Annotated in this window: 21 protein-coding genes; 3 read left to right on the top strand and 18 right to left on the bottom strand. The window is 71.8% G+C overall.

Annotated features, from left to right (window positions below):
* Positions 1–93 precede the first annotated feature (93 nt).
* The 3 genes from DNK56_RS13670 to DNK56_RS13660 all read right to left on the bottom strand — a co-directional run bounded on the left by DNK56_RS13670 (position 94) and on the right by DNK56_RS13660 (position 2,987).
* Complete coding sequence (locus DNK56_RS13670; RefSeq protein ID WP_111333915.1) at positions 94–729, bottom strand: vitamin K epoxide reductase family protein; 636 nt, start codon at positions 727–729, stop codon at positions 94–96.
* Positions 730–1,015: 286 nt separating this feature from the next.
* Positions 1,016–2,278, bottom strand: a complete 1,263-nt coding sequence (gene hisS, locus DNK56_RS13665) for a histidine--tRNA ligase (protein ID WP_111335769.1) — start codon at positions 2,276–2,278, stop codon at positions 1,016–1,018.
* 13 nt (positions 2,279–2,291) lie between these two features.
* On the bottom strand, positions 2,292–2,987 hold the full coding sequence (locus tag DNK56_RS13660; RefSeq protein WP_111333914.1) for an MBL fold metallo-hydrolase: 696 nt from the start codon (positions 2,985–2,987) through the stop codon (positions 2,292–2,294).
* Between the two features lie 148 nt (positions 2,988–3,135).
* Between DNK56_RS13660 and DNK56_RS13655 the strand changes: the two genes are divergently transcribed.
* Positions 3,136–3,930, top strand: a complete 795-nt coding sequence (locus DNK56_RS13655) for a peptidylprolyl isomerase (RefSeq protein ID WP_111333913.1) — start codon at positions 3,136–3,138, stop codon at positions 3,928–3,930.
* Positions 3,931–4,104: 174 nt separating this feature from the next.
* Complete coding sequence (locus DNK56_RS13650; RefSeq protein WP_111333912.1) at positions 4,105–5,334, top strand: DUF349 domain-containing protein; 1,230 nt, start codon at positions 4,105–4,107, stop codon at positions 5,332–5,334.
* 73 nt (positions 5,335–5,407) lie between these two features.
* Here the strand turns inward: DNK56_RS13650 and DNK56_RS13645 are convergent, their stop codons facing one another.
* From DNK56_RS13645 to pgsA, 15 genes are all read right to left on the bottom strand, one after another.
* The gene (locus DNK56_RS13645) at positions 5,408–7,957 is read right to left on the bottom strand and encodes a RelA/SpoT family protein (protein ID WP_111333911.1); all 2,550 of its coding nucleotides are present in this window, start codon (positions 7,955–7,957) and stop codon (positions 5,408–5,410) included.
* A 147-nt stretch (positions 7,958–8,104) separates the two neighbouring features.
* Positions 8,105–8,656 (bottom strand): adenine phosphoribosyltransferase, encoded by a 552-nt coding sequence (locus tag DNK56_RS13640; RefSeq protein ID WP_111333910.1) that lies wholly within the window; start codon positions 8,654–8,656, stop codon positions 8,105–8,107.
* Positions 8,656–9,762 carry a protein translocase subunit SecF gene (gene secF, locus DNK56_RS13635; protein WP_111333909.1) on the bottom strand — a complete coding sequence of 369 codons (1,107 nt, stop codon included), beginning with the start codon at positions 9,760–9,762 and terminating at the stop codon, positions 8,656–8,658. The genes DNK56_RS13640 and secF overlap by 1 nt, the downstream gene beginning before the upstream one ends.
* A gap of 1 nt (position 9,763) precedes the next feature.
* The gene (gene secD / locus DNK56_RS13630) at positions 9,764–11,506 is read right to left on the bottom strand and encodes a protein translocase subunit SecD (RefSeq protein ID WP_111333908.1); all 1,743 of its coding nucleotides are present in this window, start codon (positions 11,504–11,506) and stop codon (positions 9,764–9,766) included.
* A 146-nt stretch (positions 11,507–11,652) separates the two neighbouring features.
* Positions 11,653–12,120 carry a preprotein translocase subunit YajC gene (gene yajC, locus DNK56_RS13625; protein WP_111333907.1) on the bottom strand — a complete coding sequence of 156 codons (468 nt, stop codon included), beginning with the start codon at positions 12,118–12,120 and terminating at the stop codon, positions 11,653–11,655.
* Positions 12,121–12,284: 164 nt separating this feature from the next.
* Positions 12,285–13,373: a Holliday junction branch migration DNA helicase RuvB gene (ruvB, locus tag DNK56_RS13620; protein WP_111333906.1), complete on the bottom strand. Its 1,089-nt coding sequence runs from the start codon at positions 13,371–13,373 to the stop codon at positions 12,285–12,287.
* A gap of 76 nt (positions 13,374–13,449) precedes the next feature.
* Entirely contained in the window at positions 13,450–14,076 is a 627-nt protein-coding gene (gene ruvA / locus DNK56_RS13615) for a Holliday junction branch migration protein RuvA (protein WP_111333905.1), read from the bottom strand.
* Entirely contained in the window at positions 14,073–14,639 is a 567-nt protein-coding gene (ruvC, locus tag DNK56_RS13610) for a crossover junction endodeoxyribonuclease RuvC (protein WP_111333904.1), read from the bottom strand. The genes ruvA and ruvC overlap by 4 nt, the downstream gene beginning before the upstream one ends.
* Before the next feature lie 115 nt (positions 14,640–14,754).
* Complete coding sequence (locus tag DNK56_RS13605; protein WP_111333903.1) at positions 14,755–15,507, bottom strand: YebC/PmpR family DNA-binding transcriptional regulator; 753 nt, start codon at positions 15,505–15,507, stop codon at positions 14,755–14,757.
* 61 nt (positions 15,508–15,568) lie between these two features.
* Positions 15,569–16,162 carry a pyridoxal 5'-phosphate synthase glutaminase subunit PdxT gene (gene pdxT / locus DNK56_RS13600; RefSeq protein ID WP_111333902.1) on the bottom strand — a complete coding sequence of 198 codons (594 nt, stop codon included), beginning with the start codon at positions 16,160–16,162 and terminating at the stop codon, positions 15,569–15,571.
* 6 nt (positions 16,163–16,168) lie between these two features.
* Positions 16,169–17,089: a pyridoxal 5'-phosphate synthase lyase subunit PdxS gene (gene pdxS, locus DNK56_RS13595; RefSeq protein WP_111333901.1), complete on the bottom strand. Its 921-nt coding sequence runs from the start codon at positions 17,087–17,089 to the stop codon at positions 16,169–16,171.
* Between the two features lie 205 nt (positions 17,090–17,294).
* Positions 17,295–17,840, bottom strand: a complete 546-nt coding sequence (locus tag DNK56_RS13590) for a hypothetical protein (RefSeq protein WP_111333900.1) — start codon at positions 17,838–17,840, stop codon at positions 17,295–17,297.
* Positions 17,841–17,851: 11 nt separating this feature from the next.
* Positions 17,852–19,009, bottom strand: coding sequence for a glycosyltransferase family 4 protein (locus tag DNK56_RS13585; RefSeq protein ID WP_111333899.1), 1,158 nt, complete (start codon positions 19,007–19,009; stop codon positions 17,852–17,854).
* A complete protein-coding gene (locus DNK56_RS13580; RefSeq protein ID WP_111333898.1) occupies positions 19,006–19,953 on the bottom strand; it encodes a phosphatidylinositol mannoside acyltransferase in 948 nt (315 codons plus the stop codon). Before DNK56_RS13580 ends, DNK56_RS13585 begins: the two co-directional genes overlap by 4 nt.
* Positions 19,950–20,600, bottom strand: coding sequence for a phosphatidylinositol phosphate synthase (pgsA, locus tag DNK56_RS13575; protein WP_111333897.1), 651 nt, complete (start codon positions 20,598–20,600; stop codon positions 19,950–19,952). The genes DNK56_RS13580 and pgsA overlap by 4 nt, the downstream gene beginning before the upstream one ends.
* Positions 20,601–20,864: 264 nt before the next feature.
* On the opposite strand from pgsA, the gene DNK56_RS13570 reads away from it, so the two are divergent.
* Positions 20,865–23,036, top strand: a complete 2,172-nt coding sequence (locus DNK56_RS13570) for an elongation factor G-like protein EF-G2 (RefSeq protein WP_111333896.1) — start codon at positions 20,865–20,867, stop codon at positions 23,034–23,036.
* Positions 23,037–23,108: the final 72 nt, after the last annotated feature.

Genomic DNA, 23,108 nt, shown 5'->3' with positions numbered 1-23,108 from the left:
AAGCCTAAGCCACCGCACCGACAGTGCCCCGGGGCCGGTGGTCCGGGGGCACTGTCGGTGCGGTGGCGGGGGCCGGGCGACGCGGGGCGCCGGTCAGCTGGTCCAGAAGTCCCACCAGCGGGTCAGGATCAGCATGCCGATGATGCCGATCCACAGCACCGGGACCACCCAGTGGAACTCGCTGAGGCCGTTGCGCAGCCAGGCGGGCGCGGGGATGATCCCCTCCCGGATGTTGTGCGTGGTGACGTAGCAGAACATGAAGATGGTGGCGACCCAGGCCAGGCAGCACCACAGGCACAGCGAGTTGATGTTGTACAGCGACTGGTACTGGAGCCAGGTGCAGAAGCCGACGCCGAACAGCGTGCCCGCGTTGATCCCGAGCCAGTACCAGCCGCGGAAGCGGGCGCCGGCGAGCAGAGCCAGGCCGATGCCGATGATCACCGGGTAGGTGACCATGCCCAGCCAGGGGTTGGGGAAGCCGAACGCGGACGCCTGCTCGCTCTTCATGATGTTGCCGCAGGCCACCACGGGGTTGAGGCTGCAGCCGGGGACGAAGGAGGGGTCCTCCATCATCTTGAGCTTGTCGAGCGTGATGACCCAGGCGGCGAGCGTTCCGGCGGCACCCGTGATCACCAGCAGAAGGGCCAGCGCACGGCTGCCGCCGAAGGTGCGCGTCCCGCCGCTCTCGTCCTGGTCGGAGGAGGGATGGTCAACCGCTGCAGTCGTCATATCGCCGTTTCCGTCACTGAGTAGCCTGCTGGGGCAGGGTCATTGTGCCGTACGGCTCGACCGCTCTTCCGTTCGATGCGGATAAAGGTGTGCGCATTTCTGCGGGCGGCCGCGGGAGCGGGAGGCCGGTCGCGCGGCCTCGACAAGGGAGATCGTCTTCCCGGCGGGCCCTCCGTGAGCGTCACCGTGCGCGGGAACGGAATCACCGTGCGGGATGAATCCGCACCCACTGCGTTGACGCGAGCGTGCCGGGGGCGGAGCGGTCGCCCGCCCCCGGGGCCGTGTCTCAGCCGAGTCGCGCGCGGACCGCCGCCACGACGTCGGACACCGGGACGGGGGTCTGCTCGCCGGACTCCATGTCCTTGAGCTGGACGTGGCCCTCGGCCAGATCGCGCTCACCGGCCACGATCGTGAACCGGGCACCGGAGCGGTTGGCGCTCTTCATCGCGCCCTTGAGCCCCCGGCCGCCGTACGCGAAGTCCGCGGCGACGCCCTCCCGGCGCAGCTGGTTGACGACGCCGAACAGGACCCGGCGCGCCTCCTCGCCGAGCGGGACGGCGAAGACGCTGGTGGTGGCGGGCAGTTCCAGCTCGACGCCCTCGGCCTCCAGGGCGAGGACCGTGCGGTCCACGCCGAGCGCCCAGCCGACCGACGGGAGCGCCGGGCCGCCGATCATCTCGGAGAGCCCGTCGTAGCGGCCGCCGCCGCCCACCGCCGACTGCGAGCCGAGGCCGTCGTGGACGAACTCGAACGTGGTGCGCGTGTAGTAGTCGAGGCCGCGGACGAGCTTCTCGTCGTCCTCGTACACGACCCCCGCCTCGTTGAGCAGGTCGCGGACCTCCTCGTGGTACGCCTTGCAGGCGTCGCACAGGAAGTCGCGCAGCGCGGGGGCGCCGGCCAGCTGCTCGCGCACCTCGGGGCGCTTGTCGTCGAGGACGCGCAGCGGGTTGATCTCGATGCGCCGGCGGGTCTCCTCGTCCAGGTCGAGTTCGCGCAGGAAGCCCTGGAGCGCGTCGCGGTAGACGGGGCGGCACTCCTTGTCGCCCAGCGAGTTCAGCAGGATGCGGAACTCACGCAGGCCCAGCGCGCGGTACGCCTGGTCGGCCAGGATGATCAGCTCGGCGTCGAGCGCCGGGTCCTCGGCGCCGATGGCCTCGGCCCCGACCTGCGAGAAGTGGCGGTAGCGGCCCTTCTGCGGGCGCTCGTAGCGGTAGTACGAGCCGGAGTACCAGAGCTTGACCGGCAGGTTGCCGAGCTTGTGGAGGTTGGCCTCCAGCGCGGCGCGCAGCACGGACGCGGTGCCCTCGGGGCGCAGGGCGAGCTGGGAGCCGCCCTTCGTGGTGAGGGTGTACATCTCCTTGGTGACGATGTCGGTGGACTCGCCGACGCCCCGGGAGAAGAGGGCCACGTCCTCGAAGCCGGGGGTCTCGATGTAGCCGTAGCCGGAGTTCTTCAGGGGGGCGGCGATCGCCTCCCGCACCGCGAGGTACTTCGCGGAGTCCGGCGGGGTCAGGTCGTAGGTGCCCTTGGGGGCCTTGAAGGTGCTCACGATTCCGCTCTCGTCACATTCCTCGCCGGGGCGCGTCCGCACCGCTCATACCGGTCAGGTACGGGTTGGTGGCGCGCTCGCGGCCGATGGTCGTCTGGGGGCCGTGGCCGGACAGCACCACCGTCGAGTCGTCGAGCGGCAGGCACACGCGGGCCAGCGACTCGAGGAGCTCGGCGTGGTCGCCGCCGGGCAGGTCGGTGCGTCCGACGGAGCCGGCGAAGAGCAGGTCGCCCGAGAAGAGGACCTGGGGGACCTCCGGGGTCTCGGGCATCCTGAACGTCACCGACCCCTTGGTATGGCCGGGCGTGTGGGAGACGCCGAACTCCATGCCCGCGAGCGCCAGCCGGGCCCCGTCGGTCAGCTCCCGGACGTCGTCGGGCTCCCCCACCGTCAGCTCGCCCATGAGCGGCATCCCGATGGAGCGGCCGAGGGCCTTCTCCGGGTCGCTCATCATGTAGCGGTCCCGGGGGTGGATCCAGGCGGGGACGTCGTGCGCGCCGCACACCGGGACGACCGAGGCGACGTGGTCGATGTGGCCGTGGGTGAGGACGACGGCGACGGGCTTGAGCCGATGCTTTCTCAGCGCTTCCTCGACGCCCTCGGCGGCCCGGTGGCCGGGGTCGATGATCACGCACTCCTCGCCCGCGGCGGGGGCGACCAGGTAACAGTTGGTCCCCCAGGCCCCGGCGGGGAACCCGGCAATCAGCACGATCGTCCTCAATGGTCGTCCAACGGGAGCGGCGGCGACCTGGGTCACAGCAGTTCAGAGCCTACCGGCGCTCCTCATTCCACAGCTAACCCATATACCGTACGGGGCAACCCAGGCCCGATCACACGACGTACAAGGAGAACACCCGGTGGTCAGCAGCGATCAGCGGCGGCGGCAGCTCGCCAGGGAGAAGTACGAGCGGCAGCAGCAGCGCCGGGAGGAGGCCCGCCGCAGGTCACGGCGGCTGATCCTCTCGATCACCTCGGCGGTGGCCGTGGTGGCGGTCATCGGCGGCGCGACGTACTTCGCCACCCGCGGGGACGACGACAAGGACAAGACGGACGCGGCGGCGAGCCAGAGCCCGTCCGCCGAGGCCTCGCCCTCCCCCACCGAGGAGGCGAAGCCGGAGCCGGCGATGAAGATCGACAAGAAGGCCGAGTACACGATGTCGCTCAGGACGAGCCAGGGCGACATCGCGTTCACCATGGACGCGTCGAAGACCCCGCACACGACGAACTCCTTCAAGGCGCTGGCCGACAAGAAGTTCTTCGACGGGACGAAGTGCCACCGGCTGACCACCGAGAACATCTTCGTGCTCCAGTGCGGCGACCCCAAGGGCGACGGCACCGGCGGTCCGGGCTACACGATCCCCGACGAGAACCTGACCGCGCTGGGCAAGGCGGCCGACGACGGCAGGGTCACGTACCCGGCGGGCACGGTGGCGATGGCCAACACCGGCCAGCCGCACACCGGCGGCAGCCAGTTCTTCCTCGTCTACAAGGACAGCAAGCTGCCGCCCACGTACACGCCGTTCGGCACGATGGACGAGAAGTCGCTGAAGATCGTCGAGGCCGTCGGCAAGGCCGGTGTGGAGGGCGGTGCACCGGACGGTGCGCCGAAGAAGGCCGTGAACATTTCGAAGCTGACCGTCGACAAGGTGTGATTTGCGCGGCGGGCCGCCGTCGCGGCCGAATAAATCCGGCCGCGCTGAGTGCGGACAGCCGGGCGGCCCGTCGCCTAGATTGACGTCGTGCAGGGCGGGCGCTGCCCGCCCCAGGAAACTGTGGACGATGCCAGGGGGGTGATCCCCTCGCGGGCATCAGGTGGAGGAGGCGCTGTGAGCAGCGACCCGTGGGGCCGTGTCGACGAGACGGGCACCGTGTACGTGCGTACAGCCGAGGGCGAGCAGGTCGTCGGATCGTGGCAGGCCGGTTCACCGGAGGAGGCACTGGCCTACTTCGAGCGCAAGTACGAGGGCATTGTGGTCGAGATCGGCCTCCTCGAACGGCGGGTGAAGAACACCGATCTGTCCGCGAAGGACGCGACGACCGCCATCGAGCACCTGCGCACCCAGGTCGACGAGCACCACGCCGTCGGCGACCTGGACGCGCTGCGCAAGCGGCTGGACGCGCTCGTCGCGACGGTCGAGTCCCGGCGCGAGGAGCGCAGGGCGCAGAAGGCCAAGCAGGCCGACGAGGCGCGGGGGGCCAAGGAGGCGCTGGTCGCCGAGGCCGAGGAGCTGGCGGCCAGCGAGCAGTGGCGTTCGGCGGGCGAGCGGCTGCGCGCCCTGGTGGACACCTGGAAGGGCCTGCCCAGGCTCGACCGGAAGTCCGACGACGAGCTGTGGCACCGCTTCTCGCACGCCCGCTCGGCGTTCTCCAAGCGCCGCAAGGCCCACTTCGCCTCGCTGGACGCCCAGCGCGAGGAGGCCCGCAAGGTCAAGGAGCGGCTGGTCGCCGAGGCCGAGGCGCTCTCCGGGTCCACGGACTGGGGGACGACGGCCGCCCGCTACCGCGACCTGATGACGCAGTGGAAGGCCGTCGGCCGCGCCCAGCGCGAGGCCGAGGACGACCTGTGGAACCGTTTCCGCGGTGCCCAGGACGTCTTCTTCGCGGCCCGCGGCGAGGTCTTCGCGGAGCGGGACGCGGAGCAGGGCGAGAACCTCAAGCTCAAGGAGGAGCTCGCCGCCGAGGCCGAGAAGCTGGTGCCGGTGACGGACCTGAAGGCGGCCAGGGCCGCGTTCCGGGGCCTCAACGAGCGCTGGGAGGCCATCGGCCACGTACCGCGTGACGCCCGTCCGAAGGTCGAGGGGCGGATGCAGGCGGTGGAGCGGGCGCTCCAGGAGGCCGAGGAGGCCGAGTGGCGCCGGACCAACCCGGAGGCGCGCGCCCGTGCCGCCGGGCTGACCGGCCAGCTCCAGGCCGCCGTGGACAAGCTGCGCGGTCAGATCGACACGGCCCGTGCCTCGGGCAACAACGCCCGCGCGGACAAGCTGGCCCGTGAGCTGGAGGGCCGGCAGGCGCTGCTGGACCAGGCGCTCAAGGGCCTGGAGGAGTTCGGCGGCTGATCCCGGCTGCCCCGTAAGGAGAGGGCCCCTTCCCACGCTCGTGCGGGAAGGGGCCCTCTCCTCGTACGCGGGGCTACGGGCGGCGCGCCGAGGTCACCCGGTAGACGTCGTACACGCCCTCCACACCCCGTACGGCCTTCAGGACGTGGCCGAGGTGCTTGGGGTCGCCCATCTCGAAGGTGAAGCGCGAGGTGGCCACCCGGTCGCGTGAGGTCTGCACGGCGGCGGACAGGATGTTGACGTGCTGGTCGGACAGGACCCGGGTGACGTCCGACAGGAGCCGGGAGCGGTCCAGGGCCTCGACCTGGATGGCGACCAGGAAGACGGAGGACTGGGTGGGCGCCCACTCGACCTCCAGAATCCGTTCCGGCTGCTGCGAGAGCGAGTCGACGTTGACGCAGTCGGCGCGGTGCACGGAGACACCGCTGCCGCGGGTGACGAAGCCGATGATGGGGTCGCCCGGCACCGGGGTGCAGCAGCGGGCGAGCTTGACCCACACGTCCTCGACGCCCTTGACGACGACGCCGGGGTCGGCGTTGGAGCGGCGCTTGTTGCGGCTGCGCGAGGGCGGGGTGCTCTCCTCCAGGTCCTCGTTGGCCGCGTCCTCGCCGCCGAGGGCCTGGACCAGCTTCTGCACCACGCCGGCGGCGGCGACATGGCCCTCGCCGATCGCGGCGTACAGCGAGGAGATGTCGGGGTAGCGCATCTCGTGCGCCAGGGTCACCAGCGAGTCGCCGGTCAGGATGCGCTGGATCGGCAGGTTCTGCTTGCGCATGGCCCGCGCGATGGCGTCCTTGCCCTGCTCGATCGCCTCGTCCCGGCGCTCCTTGGAGAACCAGGCGCGGATCTTGTTGCGGGCACGCGGCGACTTGACGAAGCCCAGCCAGTCGCGGGAGGGCCCGGCACCGGCCGCCTTCGACGTGAAGACCTCCACCAGGTCGCCGTTGTCCAGCGTGGACTCCAGCGGCACCAGGCGGCCGTTGACCCGTGCTCCTATCGTCCGGTGGCCGACCTCCGTGTGGACGGCGTACGCGAAGTCGACCGGGGTGGCCCCGGCCGGAAGCGCTATGACGTCGCCCTTGGGCGTGAAGACGAAGACCTCGTTGCGCGAGAGGTCGAAGCGCAGCGACTCCAGGAACTCGCTGGGGTCCTCGGTCTCCTTCTGCCAGTCCAGGAGCTGGCGCAGCCACGCCATGTCGTTGACGGTGTCCTGGCCGCGTCCGGTGTTCTTGGGGACGTCGGTGCGTACCTTGGAGGCGCCCGCGACGGCCTCCTGCTTGTACTTCCAGTGCGCGGCGATGCCGTACTCGGCGCGGCGGTGCATGTCGAAGGTGCGGATCTGCAGTTCGACGGGCTTGCCGCTGGGGCCGATCACCGTGGTGTGCAGCGACTGGTACATGTTGAACTTGGGCATCGCGATGTAGTCCTTGAACCGGCCGGGGACCGGGTTCCACCGCGCGTGGACGGTGCCGAGCGCGGCGTAGCAGTCGCGGACGGTGTCGACCAGGACCCGGATGCCCACCAGGTCGTAGATCTCGGCGAAGTCGCGGCCCCGCACGATCATCTTCTGGTACACGCTGTAGTAGTGCTTCGGCCGTCCGGTGACGGTGGCCTTGATGCGGGCGGCGCGCAGGTCGGCCTGGACCTCGTCGGTGACGACGGCGAGGTATTCGTCGCGCTTGGGGGCGCGTTCGGCCACCAGCCGCACGATCTCGTCGTACATCTTGGGGTAGAGGATCGCGAAGGCGAGGTCCTCCAGCTCCCATTTGATGGTGTTCATGCCCAGGCGGTGGGCGAGCGGAGCGTAGATCTCCAGCGTCTCGCGGGCTTTCTTCTCCTGCTTCTCGCGCTTGAGGTAGCGCATGGTGCGCATGTTGTGCAGCCGGTCGGCGAGCTTGATGACCAGGACGCGCGGGTCCTTGGCCATGGTGACGACCATCTTGCGCACGGTCTCGGCCTGGGCGGCCTCGCCGAACTTGACCTTGTCGAGCTTGGTGACGCCGTCCACGAGCAGGGCGACCTGGTCGCCGAAGTCGCGGCGCAGGGTGTCCAGGCCGTATTCGGTGTCCTCGACGGTGTCGTGCAGCAGCCCGGCCATCAGGGTCGCCGGGTCCATGCCCAGCTCGGCGAGGATCGTGGTGACGGCGAGCGGGTGTGTGATGTACGGGTCGCCGCTCTTGCGCTTCTGGCCGCGGTGCCAGCGCTCGGCGACCTGGTAGGCGCGTTCGATCTGGCGCAGCGTGGCCGTCTCGGTCTTGGCATCGTTGCCGCGGACGATGCGCAGCAGCGGTTCGAGGACCGGGTTGTACGGGCTGGAGCGCTGCACGCCGAGGCGGGCGAGCCGGGCCCGGACGCGGTTGGACGAGCCGCCGGAGCGGGACGCCTGGCCGGCGGCGGATCCGGTGGGCTTGGCGGGCGGCTTGGGCGCGGTCGGCGCGGGTGCGGCCGGCTGGGCGGGGGAAGCGGGCGCGGGTCCGTTGGCCTCGGCGGGCGCCGGGCCCGTGCCGGGCTGGGGCGCCGGGGGCTTCGGCTTCTCCGCGGGCTGCTGCTTCGCGGGCGTGACGGGGGCCGCCGCGGGCTTGTCGGGCTGCGGGGCGGCGGCTGGCTGGGCCTCGTCTGGCAAGAGCGCTCCTCGTGCGATCCGGACACCCGGAAAGGCCATCGTAACGACCCGGTGGCCGGTCCTCCCCCGGGGACGGGGAGAGCTCGTGGAACGCCGACGGGCACCCGGTTGTTCCCGGGTGCCCGTCGGGTGTGGTGCCGCCGCTCGTCAGACGGTGATCAGGGCCTCCAGCGGGGCCCCGCGCAGGTGGTCGGCGAGGCGGGCGCGGCCGTCCAGGAAGCCCAGCTCCATCAGGACGGCGACCCCGGCGACCTGGGCGCCGGCCCGGCGGATGAGCTCCAGGGAGGCTTCGGCGGTGCCTCCGGTGGCCAGGACGTCGTCGATGACCATGATCCGGTCGTCGGCGGACAGGTCCTCCGCGTGGACCTCGATCTCGGCGGTGCCGTACTCCAGCTCGTACGCCTGGCTGAGCGTGGCTCCCGGCAGCTTCCCGGCCTTGCGGACCGGTACGAAGCCGAGGCCGGCCCGGACCGCGACGGGCGCGGCCAGGATGAAGCCGCGGGCCTCCAGGCCGACGATCTTCGTGGCGCCGTGCCGCAGGCACAGCTCCGCGAGGGTGTCGGTCAGCGCCGTGAACGCGACCGGGTCCGCGAGCAGCGGGGTGATGTCCTTGAACATCACGCCCGGCTCGGGGTAGTCCGCCACGTCACGGATGCGGCTGAGCAGGAGGTCCCTGGTGGTCTCGGTGGTGCTGGTCATCAGCGCTTCCCCGGAGTCCGGCCGTGGCCCCGGCGGGGCTGACGGCGTTGGCCGACGACCGCACCGGCGGGTGCGGCCTCGTCGTCGAGGGTCCCGCCATCGCCGGGCTCCTCCGTCTCGTTGGCCTCGCCCTTGGCGGCGGCTGCCGCGCGCTTGGCGAGGACCCGCTTCTTGAGGGCCTTCATCTGCGGCTCGCGCTCCTTGAGGTCCGCGACGAGCGGGGTCGCGATGAAGATCGAGGAGTACGCACCGGCCGCGAGGCCGACGAAGAGGGCCAGTGAGATGTCGTTCAGCATGCCGGCGCCGAGCACACCGCCACCGATGAACAGCAGGCCGGCGACCGGCAGCAGGGCGACGACCGTGGTGTTGATCGAGCGGACCAGCGTGCTGTTGATCGAGAGGTTGGCGACGTCGCTGTACGTGTACCGGGTCTGCCGGGTGATCCCGTGCGTGCCCTCCTTGAGGCTGTCGAAGACGACGACCGTGTCGTAGAGGGAGTAACCGAGGATGGTGAGCAGACCGATCACGGTGCCCGGCGTGACCTCGAAGCCGACCAGGGCGTAGACACCGACCGTGATGGTGATGTCGTGGATCAGCGCGACGAGGGCCGCGACGGCCATCCGCCACTCGAAGGCGATCGCCAGGTAGATGACGACCAGCAGCATGAAGATGCCGAGGCCGGTCCATGCCTTGTTGGCGATCTGCTCGCCCCAGCTGGGGCCGACGAGGTCCGCGGCGATCTTCGCGCGCGGGACGCCGAGGTCGGCGGCGAGCTTGTCCTGGATCTGGTCGGACTTCTGGGTGTCGACCTCGGTGATCTGGACGCGCAGACCTCCGTTGCCCAGCTTCTGGACGATGGCCTGGTGGCCGGAGGCCTCCGTGGCCAGGTCCTCCGCCTCGGCGACGGACACGCTCGTCTTCGGGGTGGTGAAGACGGCACCGCCCTTGAACTCGATGCCCATGTTGAGGCCGCTGACCACGAGGCCGAGGATGGCCGTGATGGTGATCAGGACGGAGACGCCGTACCAGATCTTGCGCTTGCCGATGAAGTCGTAGCCGACCTCGCCTCGATAGAGGCGGGCGCCGAGATTCCCGAGTCGCGACATCTCACGCCTCCTTCGGTTCGGTGGGGGCGTTGACGCGGCGGGAGCGGCGCAGCGGCGGCTTGGCCCCGAGGCGCTTCGGGTCCAGACCGGACCACGGGTGGCCGCTGGCGAAGAACTTCTTCCGGGCCATCAGCGTCAGCAGCGGCTTGGTGAAGAGGAAGACCACGACGATGTCGAGCAGCGTGGTGAGCCCCAGCGTGAACGCGAAGCCCTGGACCTTGCCGACGGTGACGACGAAGAGCACGGCGGCGGCGAGGAACGACACGAAGTCGGAGACCAGGATGGTGCGGCGGGCGCGCGGCCAGCCCCGCTCGACGGCCGGCCTCAGCGTGCGGCCCTCGCGGATCTCGTCTCTCACGCGTTCGAAGTACACGATGAAGGAGTCCGCGGTGATACCGATCGCCACGATGGCTCCACAGACGGCGGGCAGGTTCAGCGCGAAGCCGATGCCGGGGCCGAGGAGCGACATGATCGTGTAGCTGAGGATGCCGGAGACCAGGAGGCTGAGGAGGGCGATGAACGCGAGTCCTCGGTAGTAGGCAACCAGGTAGATCACCACGAGCGCGAGGCCGATGGCACCGGCGATGAGCCCGGCCCTCAGCTGCTCGCCGCCGAGTGCGGCGGTGACGGTGGTGACGCTCTGCTCCTTGAAGGAGAGCGGGAGGGCGCCGTAGGAGAGGACGTTGGCCAGTTCCTCGGCGGAGTCCTGGTTGAAGCTGCCGGAGATCTCGGCGCTGCCGCTCAGCGTGGAGTTGACGCGGGGAGCCGAGACGACCTCGCCGTCGAGGGCGATGGCGAACTGGTTCTGGGGCTCCTGCTGCGCGGAGAGCTTCTTGGTGATCGTCTGGAACTGCTTGGAGCCCTTGTCGGAGAACTCCATCTGCACGATCCACATGCCGCGCTGCTGGTCGAAGTTGGCACGGGCGCTGTCGACCTCGGTGCCGGAGACCTCGGCCGGGCCGAGCACGTACTTGATGTCGCCCTCGGAACTGCAGGCGACGACCGTGTCCTCGGCCTTGCCGCCGCGGGCGGCCTTGGAGCGCGATTCCTTGGTGGAGCAGTCCAGCGCCTCGAACTGCTTCTGCAGCTTCGCGGCGGCGGCCTCGTCCTCGGCGGACGCGGACTGGCTGGCCTTCGGGGTCGGGGAGGCGTCGGCCTTCAGGGCGCCGGTGACGGCGCGGCCCTGGGCGGTGGCGGAGGCGGACGGCGCGGTCGAGGAGCCGGCATGCTCACCCTCCTCGCCGTCCGAGGCCTCTTCCGATGCTGATGCCTTGGGTGAGGGTGGCGCGCTGGTCTTGCCCGAGGGTGAGGCGCTCGGTGCCGGGGTGGGCGTTCCCGGGGCGATCGTCAGCACGGGCCGGAAGTAGAGCTTGGCCGTGGTACCGACCTGCTTCCGGGCCTGGGCGGAGTTCGTGCCCTTGGGGATGTTGACGATGATGTTCCTGTCGCCCTGGGTCTGGACCTCGGCCTCACTGACCCCAAGACCGTTGACGCGGCGGTTCATGATCTCGACCGCGGTGTCCATGTTGGTCTTGTTGATCGCCGACTCCTGGCCGGGCTCGGCCTTGGCCTCCAGCGTGATGGACGTGCCGCCCGCCAGGTCGATGCCGAGTCTCGGCGTCGGCTGGTGGGCCAGGAACATCCCGCCCGTCAGCGCGACCATGGCGATCAGGATCAGCGCCAGGGATCGCCCTGGCTTCCCCTGTCCACCGGCCGCGCCTCGGCCTTTCTTCGGTGCTGCCACCTTGTCGTTTCTCCCTGTCCAACCGCCCCGCGCCGGGTACGCGCCCGAGCGGCCACGAAGTTTAGTGGGGGCCCGCCCCCTCGAAAAAGCGCACGGACCGGGGGTGGCCGGATGCCATCGGCACCCGGCCTCCCCGTGTCGGTGCGCTACTTCGAGCCGGTCTCGCCGTCGCCCTTGCCCTCGGCCTTGTCGTCGGCCTCGGCCCCGGCCTCGTCGCCCTCGTCCGAGTCGGTCTTCTTGACCAGGTCGGTCTTGGCGTCGTCGGTGTCGGGACCGGTGAGCGAGGAGGCGTCGTCCGGCACGATCGCGCCGTCGACGTCGAGCTCGGGCTCGTCGCCGTGGACGATGCGGTTGTACTCCGCGTCGTCGAGAACGGCGCCGATGGCGTTCTTGGCGTAAACGGCGTGGACGCCGGGAGCAACCTCGAGGAGGACCGTGTCGGCGTGCAGCTCCTTGACGGTGGCGTACATCCCCCCGATCGTGCGGACGCCGGTACCGGGCTGCATTTCGTCGCGCATCGCCGCAGCCGCCGCCTGCTTCTTCTTGGCGGACCGCGTCATCAGGAACATGGCCCCGATGAGCACGATGAGGGGGAGGAGAGTCAGGGGATTCACGGGACGAGTTTCCTTCGCACGACCGCGATGGAGAGCGGCCTGTTCTTCGGGGGTGGGCACACCGCCCCCAAGGGGCGGCATCGGCGGAGTCTAAGCGAGTCCGTATCGATGGAACAACGCCCAGCATGGCACCGTGGTTCCGCTCCCGGTCAACCTGTGACGCATCACGCCCCGAACAGGCCCTGTTGTCCCGTTACGCCGTTCTGTGGCTGGACCATTCCCAGGTGGGCCCAGGCAGCGGGGGTGGCGACGCGCCCGCGCGGGGTCCTGGCCAGCAGCCCTTCGCGGACGAGGAAGGGCTCGGCGACCTCCTCGACGGTCTCCCGCTCCTCCCCCACGGCGACCGCCAGGGTGGACAGGCCGACCGGACCGCCGCCGAACAGCTTGAGCAGGGCGCCCAGCACCGCCCGGTCCAGCCGGTCGAGGCCGCGGGCGTCGACCTCGTACACCCCGAGGGCCGCCGCCGCGGTCTCCCGGTCGATCCGGCCGTCGGCCTTGACCTGGGCGTAGTCCCGTACGCGGCGCAGCAGCCGGTTGGCGATGCGGGGCGTGCCCCGGGAGCGGCCGGCGATCTCGGCGGCGCCGGCGGCGTCCGTCTCGACGTCGAGCAGGCGGGCGGAGCGGTGGATCACGCGTTCCAGCTCGGCGGGGGTGTAGAACTCCATGTGGCCGGTGAAGCCGAAGCGGTCGCGCAGCGGGGGCGGCAGCAGCCCGGCCCGGGTGGTGGCGCCGACCAGGGTGAAGGGGGGCAGCTCCAGCGGGATCGCGGTGGCGCCGGGGCCCTTGCCGACGATGACGTCGACCCGGAAGTCCTCCATGGCCATGTACAGCATCTCCTCGGCGGGCCGGGACATGCGGTGGATCTCGTCCAGGAAGAGGACCTCGCCCTCCTGGAGCGAGGAGAGGATCGCCGCGAGGTCTCCGGCGTGCTGGATGGCGGGGCCGGAGGTGATGCGGATCGGGGCGTTCATCTCGGCCGCGATGATCATGGAGAGGGTGGTCTTGCCGAGGCCGGGGGCGCCGGAGAGCAGCACGTGGTCGGCGGTGGCGCCGCGGGCGCGGGCGGCCTTGAGGACGAGGTCGAGCTGTTCGCGCACCTTCTCCTGGCCGACGAACTCGTCGAGGTCCTTGGGGCGCAGCGCCGCCTCGACCGCGGTGTCGTCGCCGTCGGCGCCGGCGTCGACCAGCCGCTCGTCGGCCGGCCGTTCGTCGTAGCGTTCGTCCATGCCGGCGTCGGTGTCGTCCCAGTTCATCTCGTCTGTCCGCCTCGGATGTATCGGTGTCCCGGCCGGGGGTGGCCGGCGGGGCGTAGCAGGGGGCCCGCGCGGTTCAGCGTGCCCGGTTGAGGGTCTGCAGGGCGGCGCGCAGGAGCTGCGGCACGGGGGCCGGGCCGCCTGCGGCCAGGGCTTCCTCGGCCTGCGGGGCGACGGCGGCGACGGCTTCGTCCGCCTCGCGGGTGGCGTAGCCGAGGCCGATGAGCGCGGCCTGGAGCTGGTCGCGCCAGGAGGCGGAGACGGCGGCGCCGATGCCCTGGCCGGGGGCGTGGCCGCCGACGGGTTCGCCGAGCCGGTCCTTCAGTTCGAGCAGGAGTTTCTGGGCGCCCTTCTTGCCGATGCCGGAGACCGCGGTGAGGGCCTTCTCGTCGCCGGTGGCGACGGCGAGGCGCAGGGCGTCGGGGGTGTGGGTGGCGAGCATGGCCTGGGCGAGGCGGGGGCCGACGCCGCTGGCGGTCTGCAGGAGTTCGAAGACCTGTCGCTCGTCGTCGTCGGCGAAGCCGTAGAGCGTCAGCGAGTCCTCGCGGACGACGAGGGAGGTGGCGAGTCTGGCCTGCCGGCCGACGCGCAGGTCGGCCAGGGTGTTGGGGGCGCACTGGACGGCCATGCCGATGCCGCCGACCTCGATGACGGCCGTGGTCGGGGAGAGCGCGGCGACGGGGCCGCTGACGAAGGCGATCATCGGGGGACCTTCCGGACGGGTACGGCCGCGGTGCGCGCGGCGCGCGGCGCGCGGGCCGCGGCCGCGTGCGCCTGCTGGAGGCGGTTGAGGGCGGGGGCGCGCCAGATGTGGCAGATGGCGAGCGCCAGGGCGTCGGCGGCGTCGGCCGGTTTCGGCGGGGCGTCCAGCCGCAGGAGCCGGGTGACCATGGCTCCGACCTGGGCCTTGTCGGCGCGTCCGCTGCCGGAGATGGCGGCCTTGACCTCGCTGGGGGTGTGCAGGGCGACGGGGAGGCCGCGCCGGGCCGCGCAGAGCATGGCGATGGCGCTGGCCTGGGCGGTGCCCATCACCGTACGGACGTTGTGCTGGGCGAAGACGCGCTCGACGGCGACGCAGTCGGGGCGGTGTTCGTCGAGCCACTCCTCGATGCCGCGTTCGACGGCCACCAGGCGGTCGCCCAGTTCCGCGCCGGCCGGGGTGCGGACGACGCCCACGCCGCACATGGTCAGGGGCCGTCCCGCGACGCCTTCGACGACGCCGACGCCGCACCTGGTCAGACCCGGGTCCACGCCGAGCACCCGCACGGTCCGCCCCTCCCTGCCGATCGGTCAACTGTTCCAGCAGGCTATCGGTCACCACCGACAACGCGACGGGCCGACGGGGTGTGTCCCCCGCCGGCCCGCTCGCGACAGGCGTGGCTCAGGCGTCCACCTTGGCCATGACCTCGTCGCTGACGTCGAAGTTGGCGAAGACGTTCTGCACGTCGTCGCTGTCCTCCAGCGCGTCGATCAGCTTGAAGATCTTGCGGGCGCCCTCCTCGTCGAGGTCGACCTGCATGGTGGGCAGGAAGTTGGCCTCGGCCGAGTCGTAGTCGATGCCCTCCTGCTGGAGCGCGGTACGGACCGCGACCAGGTCGGTGGCCTCGCTGACGACCTCGTAGGTGTCGCCCAGGTCGTTGACCTCCTCGGCGCCCGCTTCGAGGACGGCACCGAGCACGTCGTCCTCCGTCAGCTCGCCCTTGGGGACGATGACGACGCCCTTGCGGTTGAAGAGGTACGAGACGGAGCCGGGGTCGGCCATCGAGCCGCCGTTGCGCGTCATGGCGACGCGTACGTCGGACGCGGCACGGTTGCGGTTGTCGGTGAGGCACTCGATGAGCACCGCGACACCGTTGGGTCCGTAACCCTCGTACATGATCGTCTGGTAGTCGACGCCACCGGCCTCGAGACCGCCACCGCGCTTGACCGCGGAGTCGATGTTCTTGTTCGGGACCGAACTCTTCTTCGCCTTCTGGATCGCGTCCACGAGGGTCGGGTTGCCCTCGGGGTCCACACCACCGGTGCGGGCCGCGACCTCGATGTTCTTGATCAGCTTCGCGAAGAGCTTGCCGCGCTTGGCGTCAATCACGGCCTTCTTGTGCTTCGTCGTAGCCCATTTAGAGTGGCCGGACATCTGCCTTCTCCTTCGCGTCACCAAATTCCGTACGAACCCGAGAGATCCTACCGGGATCGAGTCACCCGGCCGCGCGCACCATCTCGGTGAAGTACGCGTGGAGCCGGTGATCGCCGGTCAGTTCCGGGTGGAAGGACGTGGCGAACGCGTTGTCCTGCCGTACGGCCACGATGTGTCCGCCGTGCTCGGCGACGACCTTCGCGCGGGCGCCCACGGACTCGACCCAGGGGGACCGGATGAAGACGCCCTCCACCGGTCCGCCGTCGATCCCGGCGACCTCGACGGCCGCCTCGAAGGACTCGTTCTGCCGCCCGAAAGCGTTACGGCGCACGATCATGTCGATGCCGCCCAGCGTCTCCTGGCCGGACCGGGGGTCGAGGATCTTGTCGGCGAGCAGGATCATCCCGGCGCAGGTGCCGTAGACGGGCATGCCGGCCGCGATCCGCTCGCGCAGGGGCTCCAGCAGGCCGAACAGGGCGGCCAGCTTGGACATGGTGGTGGACTCGCCGCCGGGCAGGACCAGGCCGTCGACCTCCGCCAGTTCCTCGGGACGCCGGACCGGCCTGGCCAGGGCGTTCGCCGAGGCCAGGGCGATCAGGTGTTCCCGGACGTCGCCCTGGAGGGCCAGGACGCCGACCACAGGCGTTGCGCTCATCGCTGCTTACCAGCCGCGGTTCGCGTAGCGCTCGGCCTCGGGCAGCGTGTCGCAGTTGATGCCGACCATGGCCTCGCCCAGGTCGCGGGAGGCGTCCGCGATGATCTTCGGGTCGTCGAAGAAGGTGGTGGCCTTCACGATGGCGGCGGCGCGCTTGGCCGGGTCGCCGGACTTGAAGATGCCGGAGCCGACGAAGACGCCCTCGGCCCCGAGCTGCCGCATCAGCGCCGCGTCCGCCGGGGTGGCGACGCCGCCCGCGGAGAACAGCACGACGGGCAGCTTGCCCAGCTCGGCGACCTCCTTGACCAGCTCGTAGGGGGCGCGCAGCTCCTTGGCGGCGGCGTACAGCTCGTTGTTGTCGTAGCCGCGCAGCCGGGCGATCTCGTTCTTGATCTGGCGCAGGTGGCGGACGGCCTCGACGACGTTGCCGGTGCCGGCCTCGCCCTTGGAACGGATCATGGCCGCGCCCTCGGCAATCCGGCGCAGCGCCTCGCCCAGGTTGGTGGCACCGCAGACGAACGGCGTGGTGAAGGCGAACTTGTCGCTGTGGTTGACCTCGTCGGCCGGGGTGAGGACCTCGGACTCGTCGATGTAGTCGACGCCGAGGGACTGGAGCACCTGCGCCTCGACGAAGTGCCCGATGCGGGACTTGGCCATCACCGGGATGGACACCGCCTCGATGATCTCCTCGATCATGTTCGGGTCGGACATCCGGGCCACGCCGCCGTCCTTGCGGATGTCGGCCGGCACCCGCTCCAGGGCCATGACGGCCACGGCGCCCGCGTCCTCGGCGATCTTCGCCTGCTCGGCGTTGACGACGTCCATGATCACGCCGCCCTTGAGCTGCTCGGCCATGCCGCGCTTGACGCGGGCGGTGCCGGTGGCCGGGGTGTCGGCGGACTGCGGGGTGCTGGGGAGTGTGGACACGGATCGACCTCACTGTGGGGAAGCGGATGCGGGGACGCCCAAGGGCGCACACCCGAGCAAACGCCCCCCGACCAGTCCACAGCAAGGGCCAATGGGTGGCCGGTGGCTCGTTTTGCCCCGGCCCCCGCGCGCACGGACCGGGCCACCGTCCGTCAGCCGCCGAGCGGTCCGCTGTCCGTCAACTGCCGGACCGGGCCGCCCCCTGTCAGCTGCCGGGGCGGTCCGCCAGGGCCACCGGCGGCTCGTCGTCCATTTCGAAGGCCAGCGGGAACGGGGCGTGCCCGGCGAGCCGGAACCAGCGCACCGTGCGGTGGCGGCGCAGCGCCCGCGCCGCCCGGACCGCGTCGTTGTGGAACCGCCGCGCCATCGGCACCCGGCGCACCGCGGCCGCCAGCTCGGACGCCGCCTCCTGGCCGCCGGGGATCTCCCGCACCGCCTCCACCTGCTCGCTCTCGCCGAACACCGCGCGCAGGGCGGCGCTCAACTCGCTCTCGGCGACCTCCCGCTGCTCCTGCGGGGACTGCCGGGCGGCGTGCGCGGCCTCGTACAGCACGATCGAGGAGGCCGGGTCGAGCACCCCGGAGGTGGCGAGTTCCTGGGTGACCGAGGCCCGGCGCAGCAGTTGCGCGTCGAGGGCGGCGCGGGCCGCGTCGATCCGGGTGTGCAGCCGGTCGAGGCGGCCGGCGGTCCAGCTGAGGTACAGGCCGATCGCGACGAGGACGACGACGGCCCAGATGAGGGTTGCGGTCACGGGCCGAAAGGCTACCGGGCGGGCCCGAACCGGCCGCGCAGGCCGGTGCGCTCGTCCGCCGCGACCGAGGCGGCGCCGTCCGTCACCGTCTCGTACACGGCGAGGATGTCCGCCCCGACCGTCGACCAGTCGAAGCGCCGCACATGGGCGCTGCCCCTCTCGCGCAGTCCGGCGCGCCGCTCCGGGTCGCCCAGCAGCCGGATCGCCGCCCCGGCCAGCGCGTCGGCGTTCTCGTTGGCGAACAGTTCGCCCGCCGCGCCCTGGTCCAGCACCTGGGCGAAGGCGTCCAGGTCGCTGGCGAGGACCGGCGCGCCCGCCGACATGGCCTCGACCAGGATGATGCCGAAGCTCTCGCCCCCGGTGTTGGGCGCCACGTACAGGTCGACGCTGCGCAGCAGCCGCGCCTTGTCCTCGTCGCTCACCATGCCCAGGAACTCCACGCGCGAGCGCATCTCCTTCGGCAGTGAGGCGACGGCCTCCTCCTCGTCGCCCCGGCCGGCCACCAGCAGCCTGGTCTCCGGGCGGGCGGCCAGGATGGCGGGCAGCGCCCGCATCAGCACGGGCAGCCCCTTGCGCGGCTCGTCGATGCGCCCGATGAAGCCGATGGTGCCGCCCTGCCACTCGGGCCGGGGTTCGGCCCTCGCGAAGAAGTCGACGTCCACACCGTTCGGGATGACGACGGCGTCCCCGCCGAGGTGCTCGACGAGGGTCCGGCGGGCGTACTCGCTGACCGCGATCCGCGCGCTGATCTTCTCCAGCGCGGCCTGCAGGATGGCGTACGCGGCGATCATCGCGCGGGAGCGCGGGTTGGACGTGTGGAACGTGGCGACGATCGGTCCCTGGGCCGCCCAGCAGGTCAGCAGGCCCAGCGACGGCGAGGTCGGCTCATGGATGTGGACGACGTCGAAGGTGCCCTCGTGCAGCCAGCGCCGCACCCGCGCCGCCGACAGGAAGCCGAAGTTCAGCCGGGCCACGGAACCGTTGTAGCGCACGGGCACGGCCCGGCCGGCGGAGACCACGTACGGCGGCAGCGGCGTCTCGTCGTCGGCGGGCGCCAGCACGGACACCTCGTGGCCGAGCCGGATGAGGTGTTCGGCCAGGTCCCGGATGTGGAACTGCACACCGCCCGGTACGTCCCAGGAGTACGGGCAGACGATGCCGATCTTCACGTCGTGTCTCCGCTCCGGTCTCCGCGGGGTTCGAGGTCGGCGAGCCAGAGCCGTTGCAGCATGTGCCAGTCCTCCGGGTGCTCGGAGATGCCCAGGGCGAACGCGTCGGCCAGCGCCTGGGTCATCCGGGACGTCCGCGCGCCCCGGTCACCCGCGTCGGGCACCTCGACGGGCGGATGGATACGGGCCTTCATCACCGGCGTGTCGTCGTACGAGAGCGTCACCGGAAGGAGCAGCGCGCCGGTCTGCTGGGCGAGCAGCGCGGGGCCGGCCGGCATCCGGGCCGTGTCTCCGAAGAACGACACCGCCACCCCGGAGGCGGACAGATCGCGGTCGGCGACCAGACAGACCAGGCCGCCCGACCGCAGCCGCCGGGCCAGCGTCCCGAACGCGGCGCCGCCGGTGTGCGGCAGCACCTCCATGCCCAGGCCCTCGCGGTAGGCGACGAACCGGTCGTACAGCGATTCGGGCTTCAGCCGCTCGGCGACCGTGGTGAACGGCACCTTCAGGTCCGTGGTCACCCACGCCCCGGCCAGGTCCCAGTTGCCCAGGTGCGGCAGGGCGAGGATCACCCCGCGCCCGGAGTCGAGGCCGTCCGTCAGCCGGTGGGCGTCCGTCACGTCGATGGACGCCTTGATCCGCTCCGGGCTCCAGGTGGGCAGCCGGAACGATTCCATCCAGTAGCGCATGTAGGAGCGCATGCCCGCGCGCGACAGGGCGGCGAGCCGGGCCGCGTCGGCGTCCGGCACGACGCGGGCGAGGTTGGACTCCAGCCGCAGCACGCTCTTGCCGCGCCGCCGCCACACCTGGTCGGCGAGGGTACGGAACAGGGCCCGCGCCACCGGTTCGGGCAGCGTCTTGACCGCCGCCCAGCCCAGCCCGTACAGCCCGTCGCTCAGCCGTTCCCGCACGCCCGGCCGCGTGTCCGGGCCGGGGCCGCTCACCGCCCGGCCGCGTCGGCCGCGTCCGCCTCGGCGGACTCGCGGCGCACGGTGACGACGCGCTGGACCAGCGTCACCAGGCTGCCGACGGCGACGATCCACAGCGCGATCGGCAGCAGCACCTGGATGCCCGGCACACCGAACTTGTGCAGCCCCGCGAAACCGGCCGCCACCAGCGAGATCACCAGGCGCTCGGCGCGCTCCACGAGCCCGTTGACCGCCACCGGCAGACCGATCGACTCGCCGCGCGCCTTGGTGTACGAGACCACCTGGCCGCTGGCGAGGCAGAAGATCGCCACCGCGCACAGGATGTTGTCGTCGCCGCTGCCCGCGTACCAGAGGGCGAAGCCGCCGAAGATGGCCCCGTCCGCGACCCGGTCGAGCGTGGAGTCCAGGAACGCCCCCCAGCGGCTGGAGATCCCGGCCTGGCGCGCCATGTTCCCGTCCACGAGGTCGGAGAACACGAAGATCGTGATGACGATCGTGCCCCAGAAGAACTCCCCCATCGGGAAGAAGACCAGCGCACCGGCCATCACCCCGGCCGTACCGATCAGGGTGACGGCGTCAGGGCTCACGCCGAGGCGGAGGAGCAGTGCGGCGAACGGCGTGAGAACACGCGTGAAAAAGGCACGCGCGTACTTGTTCAGCATGGCCTTCCCGAGGGTCGGTGGGCCGTGTGACCCCGACGGCCACCGGCAGGAGGGCGCTGAAGGCCCTGAACCGGCCGGGGCTGTCAGCACCCTCCGCGTCCATCGTAGTCACGGCCGACCCCCCGTAACGTCCGGGCACCCCGGCGCGGGGAGTGCGTGCTGTGGACGGCGTCCGGCGGGAGTGCCAAGCTCGAAATACCGCGGGCGCCGCCGCAGCCGCCGCGCCGGCCCCGCACTCGGTGCACCGTCCGAGCGGAGGCACACATGGGCAGCACGGCACACCCGCACCCCGGACCGGGGGCCCGCCGCCCCCGCACCCTGCGCAACGTGGCACTGGTCGGCCACAGCGGCTCCGGCAAGACCACGCTCGTCGAAGCGCTCGCGCGGACCGCGGGCGCCATCGGCCGGGCGGGCCGGGTCGAGGACGGCACGACCGTCTCCGACCACGAGGACACCGAGCACCGGCAGGGCCGCTCCGTCCAGCTCTCCGTCGTCCCGGTCGAATGGGACGGGTTCACCGTCAACCTGCTCGACACACCGGGCTACGCCGACTTCGTCGGGGAGGTCCGGGCCGGACTGCGCGCGGCGGACGCCGCCCTGTTCGTCGTCTCGGCGGCCCAGGAGCCCGGAACCGTCGCCGGCACCACCAGGACCCTGTGGGAGGAGTGCGCCCGCGTCGGCATGCCCCGCGCCATCGTCGTCACCCACCTCGACACCGCCCGCACCCCGTTCGACGCGATGACCCGGCTCTGCGGCGAACTCTTCGGCGCCGACGACCCCGACGCCGTACTCCCCCTCCACCTGCCCGAGTACGGCCCCGAGGCCGCCGACGGGCACGCCCCGCTCACCGGCCTCACCGGCCTGCTCCCGCAACGGGACCCGGACGGCGCAGACCGCTCCGGCGACCGGCGGGCCGCCCTCGCGGCGGCGCGGGCCCGGCTCATCGAGGGCATCATCGCCGAGAGCGAGGACGAGACCCTGATGGACCGCTACCTCGGCGGCGAGACCCTCGACGCCGAAACCCTCCTCCGCGACCTCGAACGCGCCGTCGCCCGCGGCTCCTTCCACCCCGTGCTCGCCGCCGCGCCCGCCGCCCGCGACACCCACCTCGCCGTGGGCACCGCCGAACTCCTCGACCTGGTCACCCGCGGCTTCCCGCCCCCGTACGCGCACCCGCTCCCCGCCGTCACCACCCCGGACGGCGCCCCGCTGCCCGCCCTGGACGGCGACCCCGAAGGGCCCCTGGTCGCGGAGGTCGTCAAGACGTCCTCGGACCCGTACGCCGGCCGGCTCTCCCTGGTCCGCGTCTTCTCCGGCACCCTGCGCCCCGACGACACCGTCCACATCCACGGCCACGGGCTCGACGGCCCCGGCCGCGAGGACCGCCCCGGCCACCGGGCCCGTGCCCGCGTCGGCGCCCTGACCTCACCCTTCGGGAAGCTGCAGCGGCCCATCGACGCGTGCGTCGCCGGGGACCTGGCGTGCGTGGCCCGGCTGGACGCAGCCGAGACCGGCGACACCCTCTCCGGCACCGCCCACCCGCTCCTGCTCGCCCCCTGGACCGGCCCCGACCCGCTGCTGCCGCTCGCCGTCCGGGCCCACGGCGCGGCCGACGAGGACAAGCTCTCGCACGGCCTGGCCCGGCTGGTCGCCGAGGACCCGGCGCTGCGCCTCGAACAGAACCCGGACACCGGCCAGCTCGTCCTGTGGTGCCTCGGCGAGGCCCACCGGGACGTCGCCCTGGACCGGCTGCGCGACCACTACGGGGTCCGGGTGGACACCGTCCCGTACGAGGTGGCCCTGCGCGAGACCTTCGCCGCACCGGCCACCGGGCACGGCCGCCAGGTCAAGCAGTCCGGCGGACACGGCCAGTACGCGGTCTGCGAGATCGACGTCGAACCGCTGCCCGCCGGCTCCGGTATCGAATTCGTCGACCGGGTCACCGGCGGAGCCGTCCCCCACCCGTTCATCGCCTCCGTGGAGAAGGGCGTCCGTGCCCAGGCCGCCCGGGGCGTCGCCACCGGGCACCCGCTGACCGACGTCCGGGTCGTGCTGCGGGACGGCAGGGCGCACTCCGTGGACTCCTCCGACGCCGCGTTCCAGACCGCCGGCGCCCTGGCCCTGCGCGAGGCCGCGGCCGGGGCGGGCATCCGGCTGCTGGAGCCCGTCGCCGAGGTCGGCGTGCTGGTCCCCGACGACTACGTCGGCCCGGTGCTCAGCGACCTCTCGGGCCGCCGGGGCCGGGTCACCGGCACCGAACAGTCCGGCGACGGGCACACGCGGGTACGCGCCGACGTGCCCGAACTGGAAATCGGCCGGTACGCGATCGACCTGCGCGCCCTGACCCACGGCACCGGCCGCTTCGACCGCGCCTACGCCCGCCACGAGCCCATGCCCGCACGACTCGCCGACCGCGTACGGGCCCAGGACGGCTGAAACGCTCCGCGACGCGTTGTCCACAGGGCCGGACGCGGTGCGTTTCCGGACGATACGCTGGGACCCCGACTC

Origin of the sequence: Streptomyces sp. AC1-42W, assembly GCF_003248355.1 — a bacterium.
Classification (GTDB): Bacteria; Actinomycetota; Actinomycetes; order Streptomycetales; family Streptomycetaceae; genus Streptomyces.
Note: the sequence above shows the minus strand (reverse complement) of the source record. Positions and strands in the feature narration are given on the sequence as shown.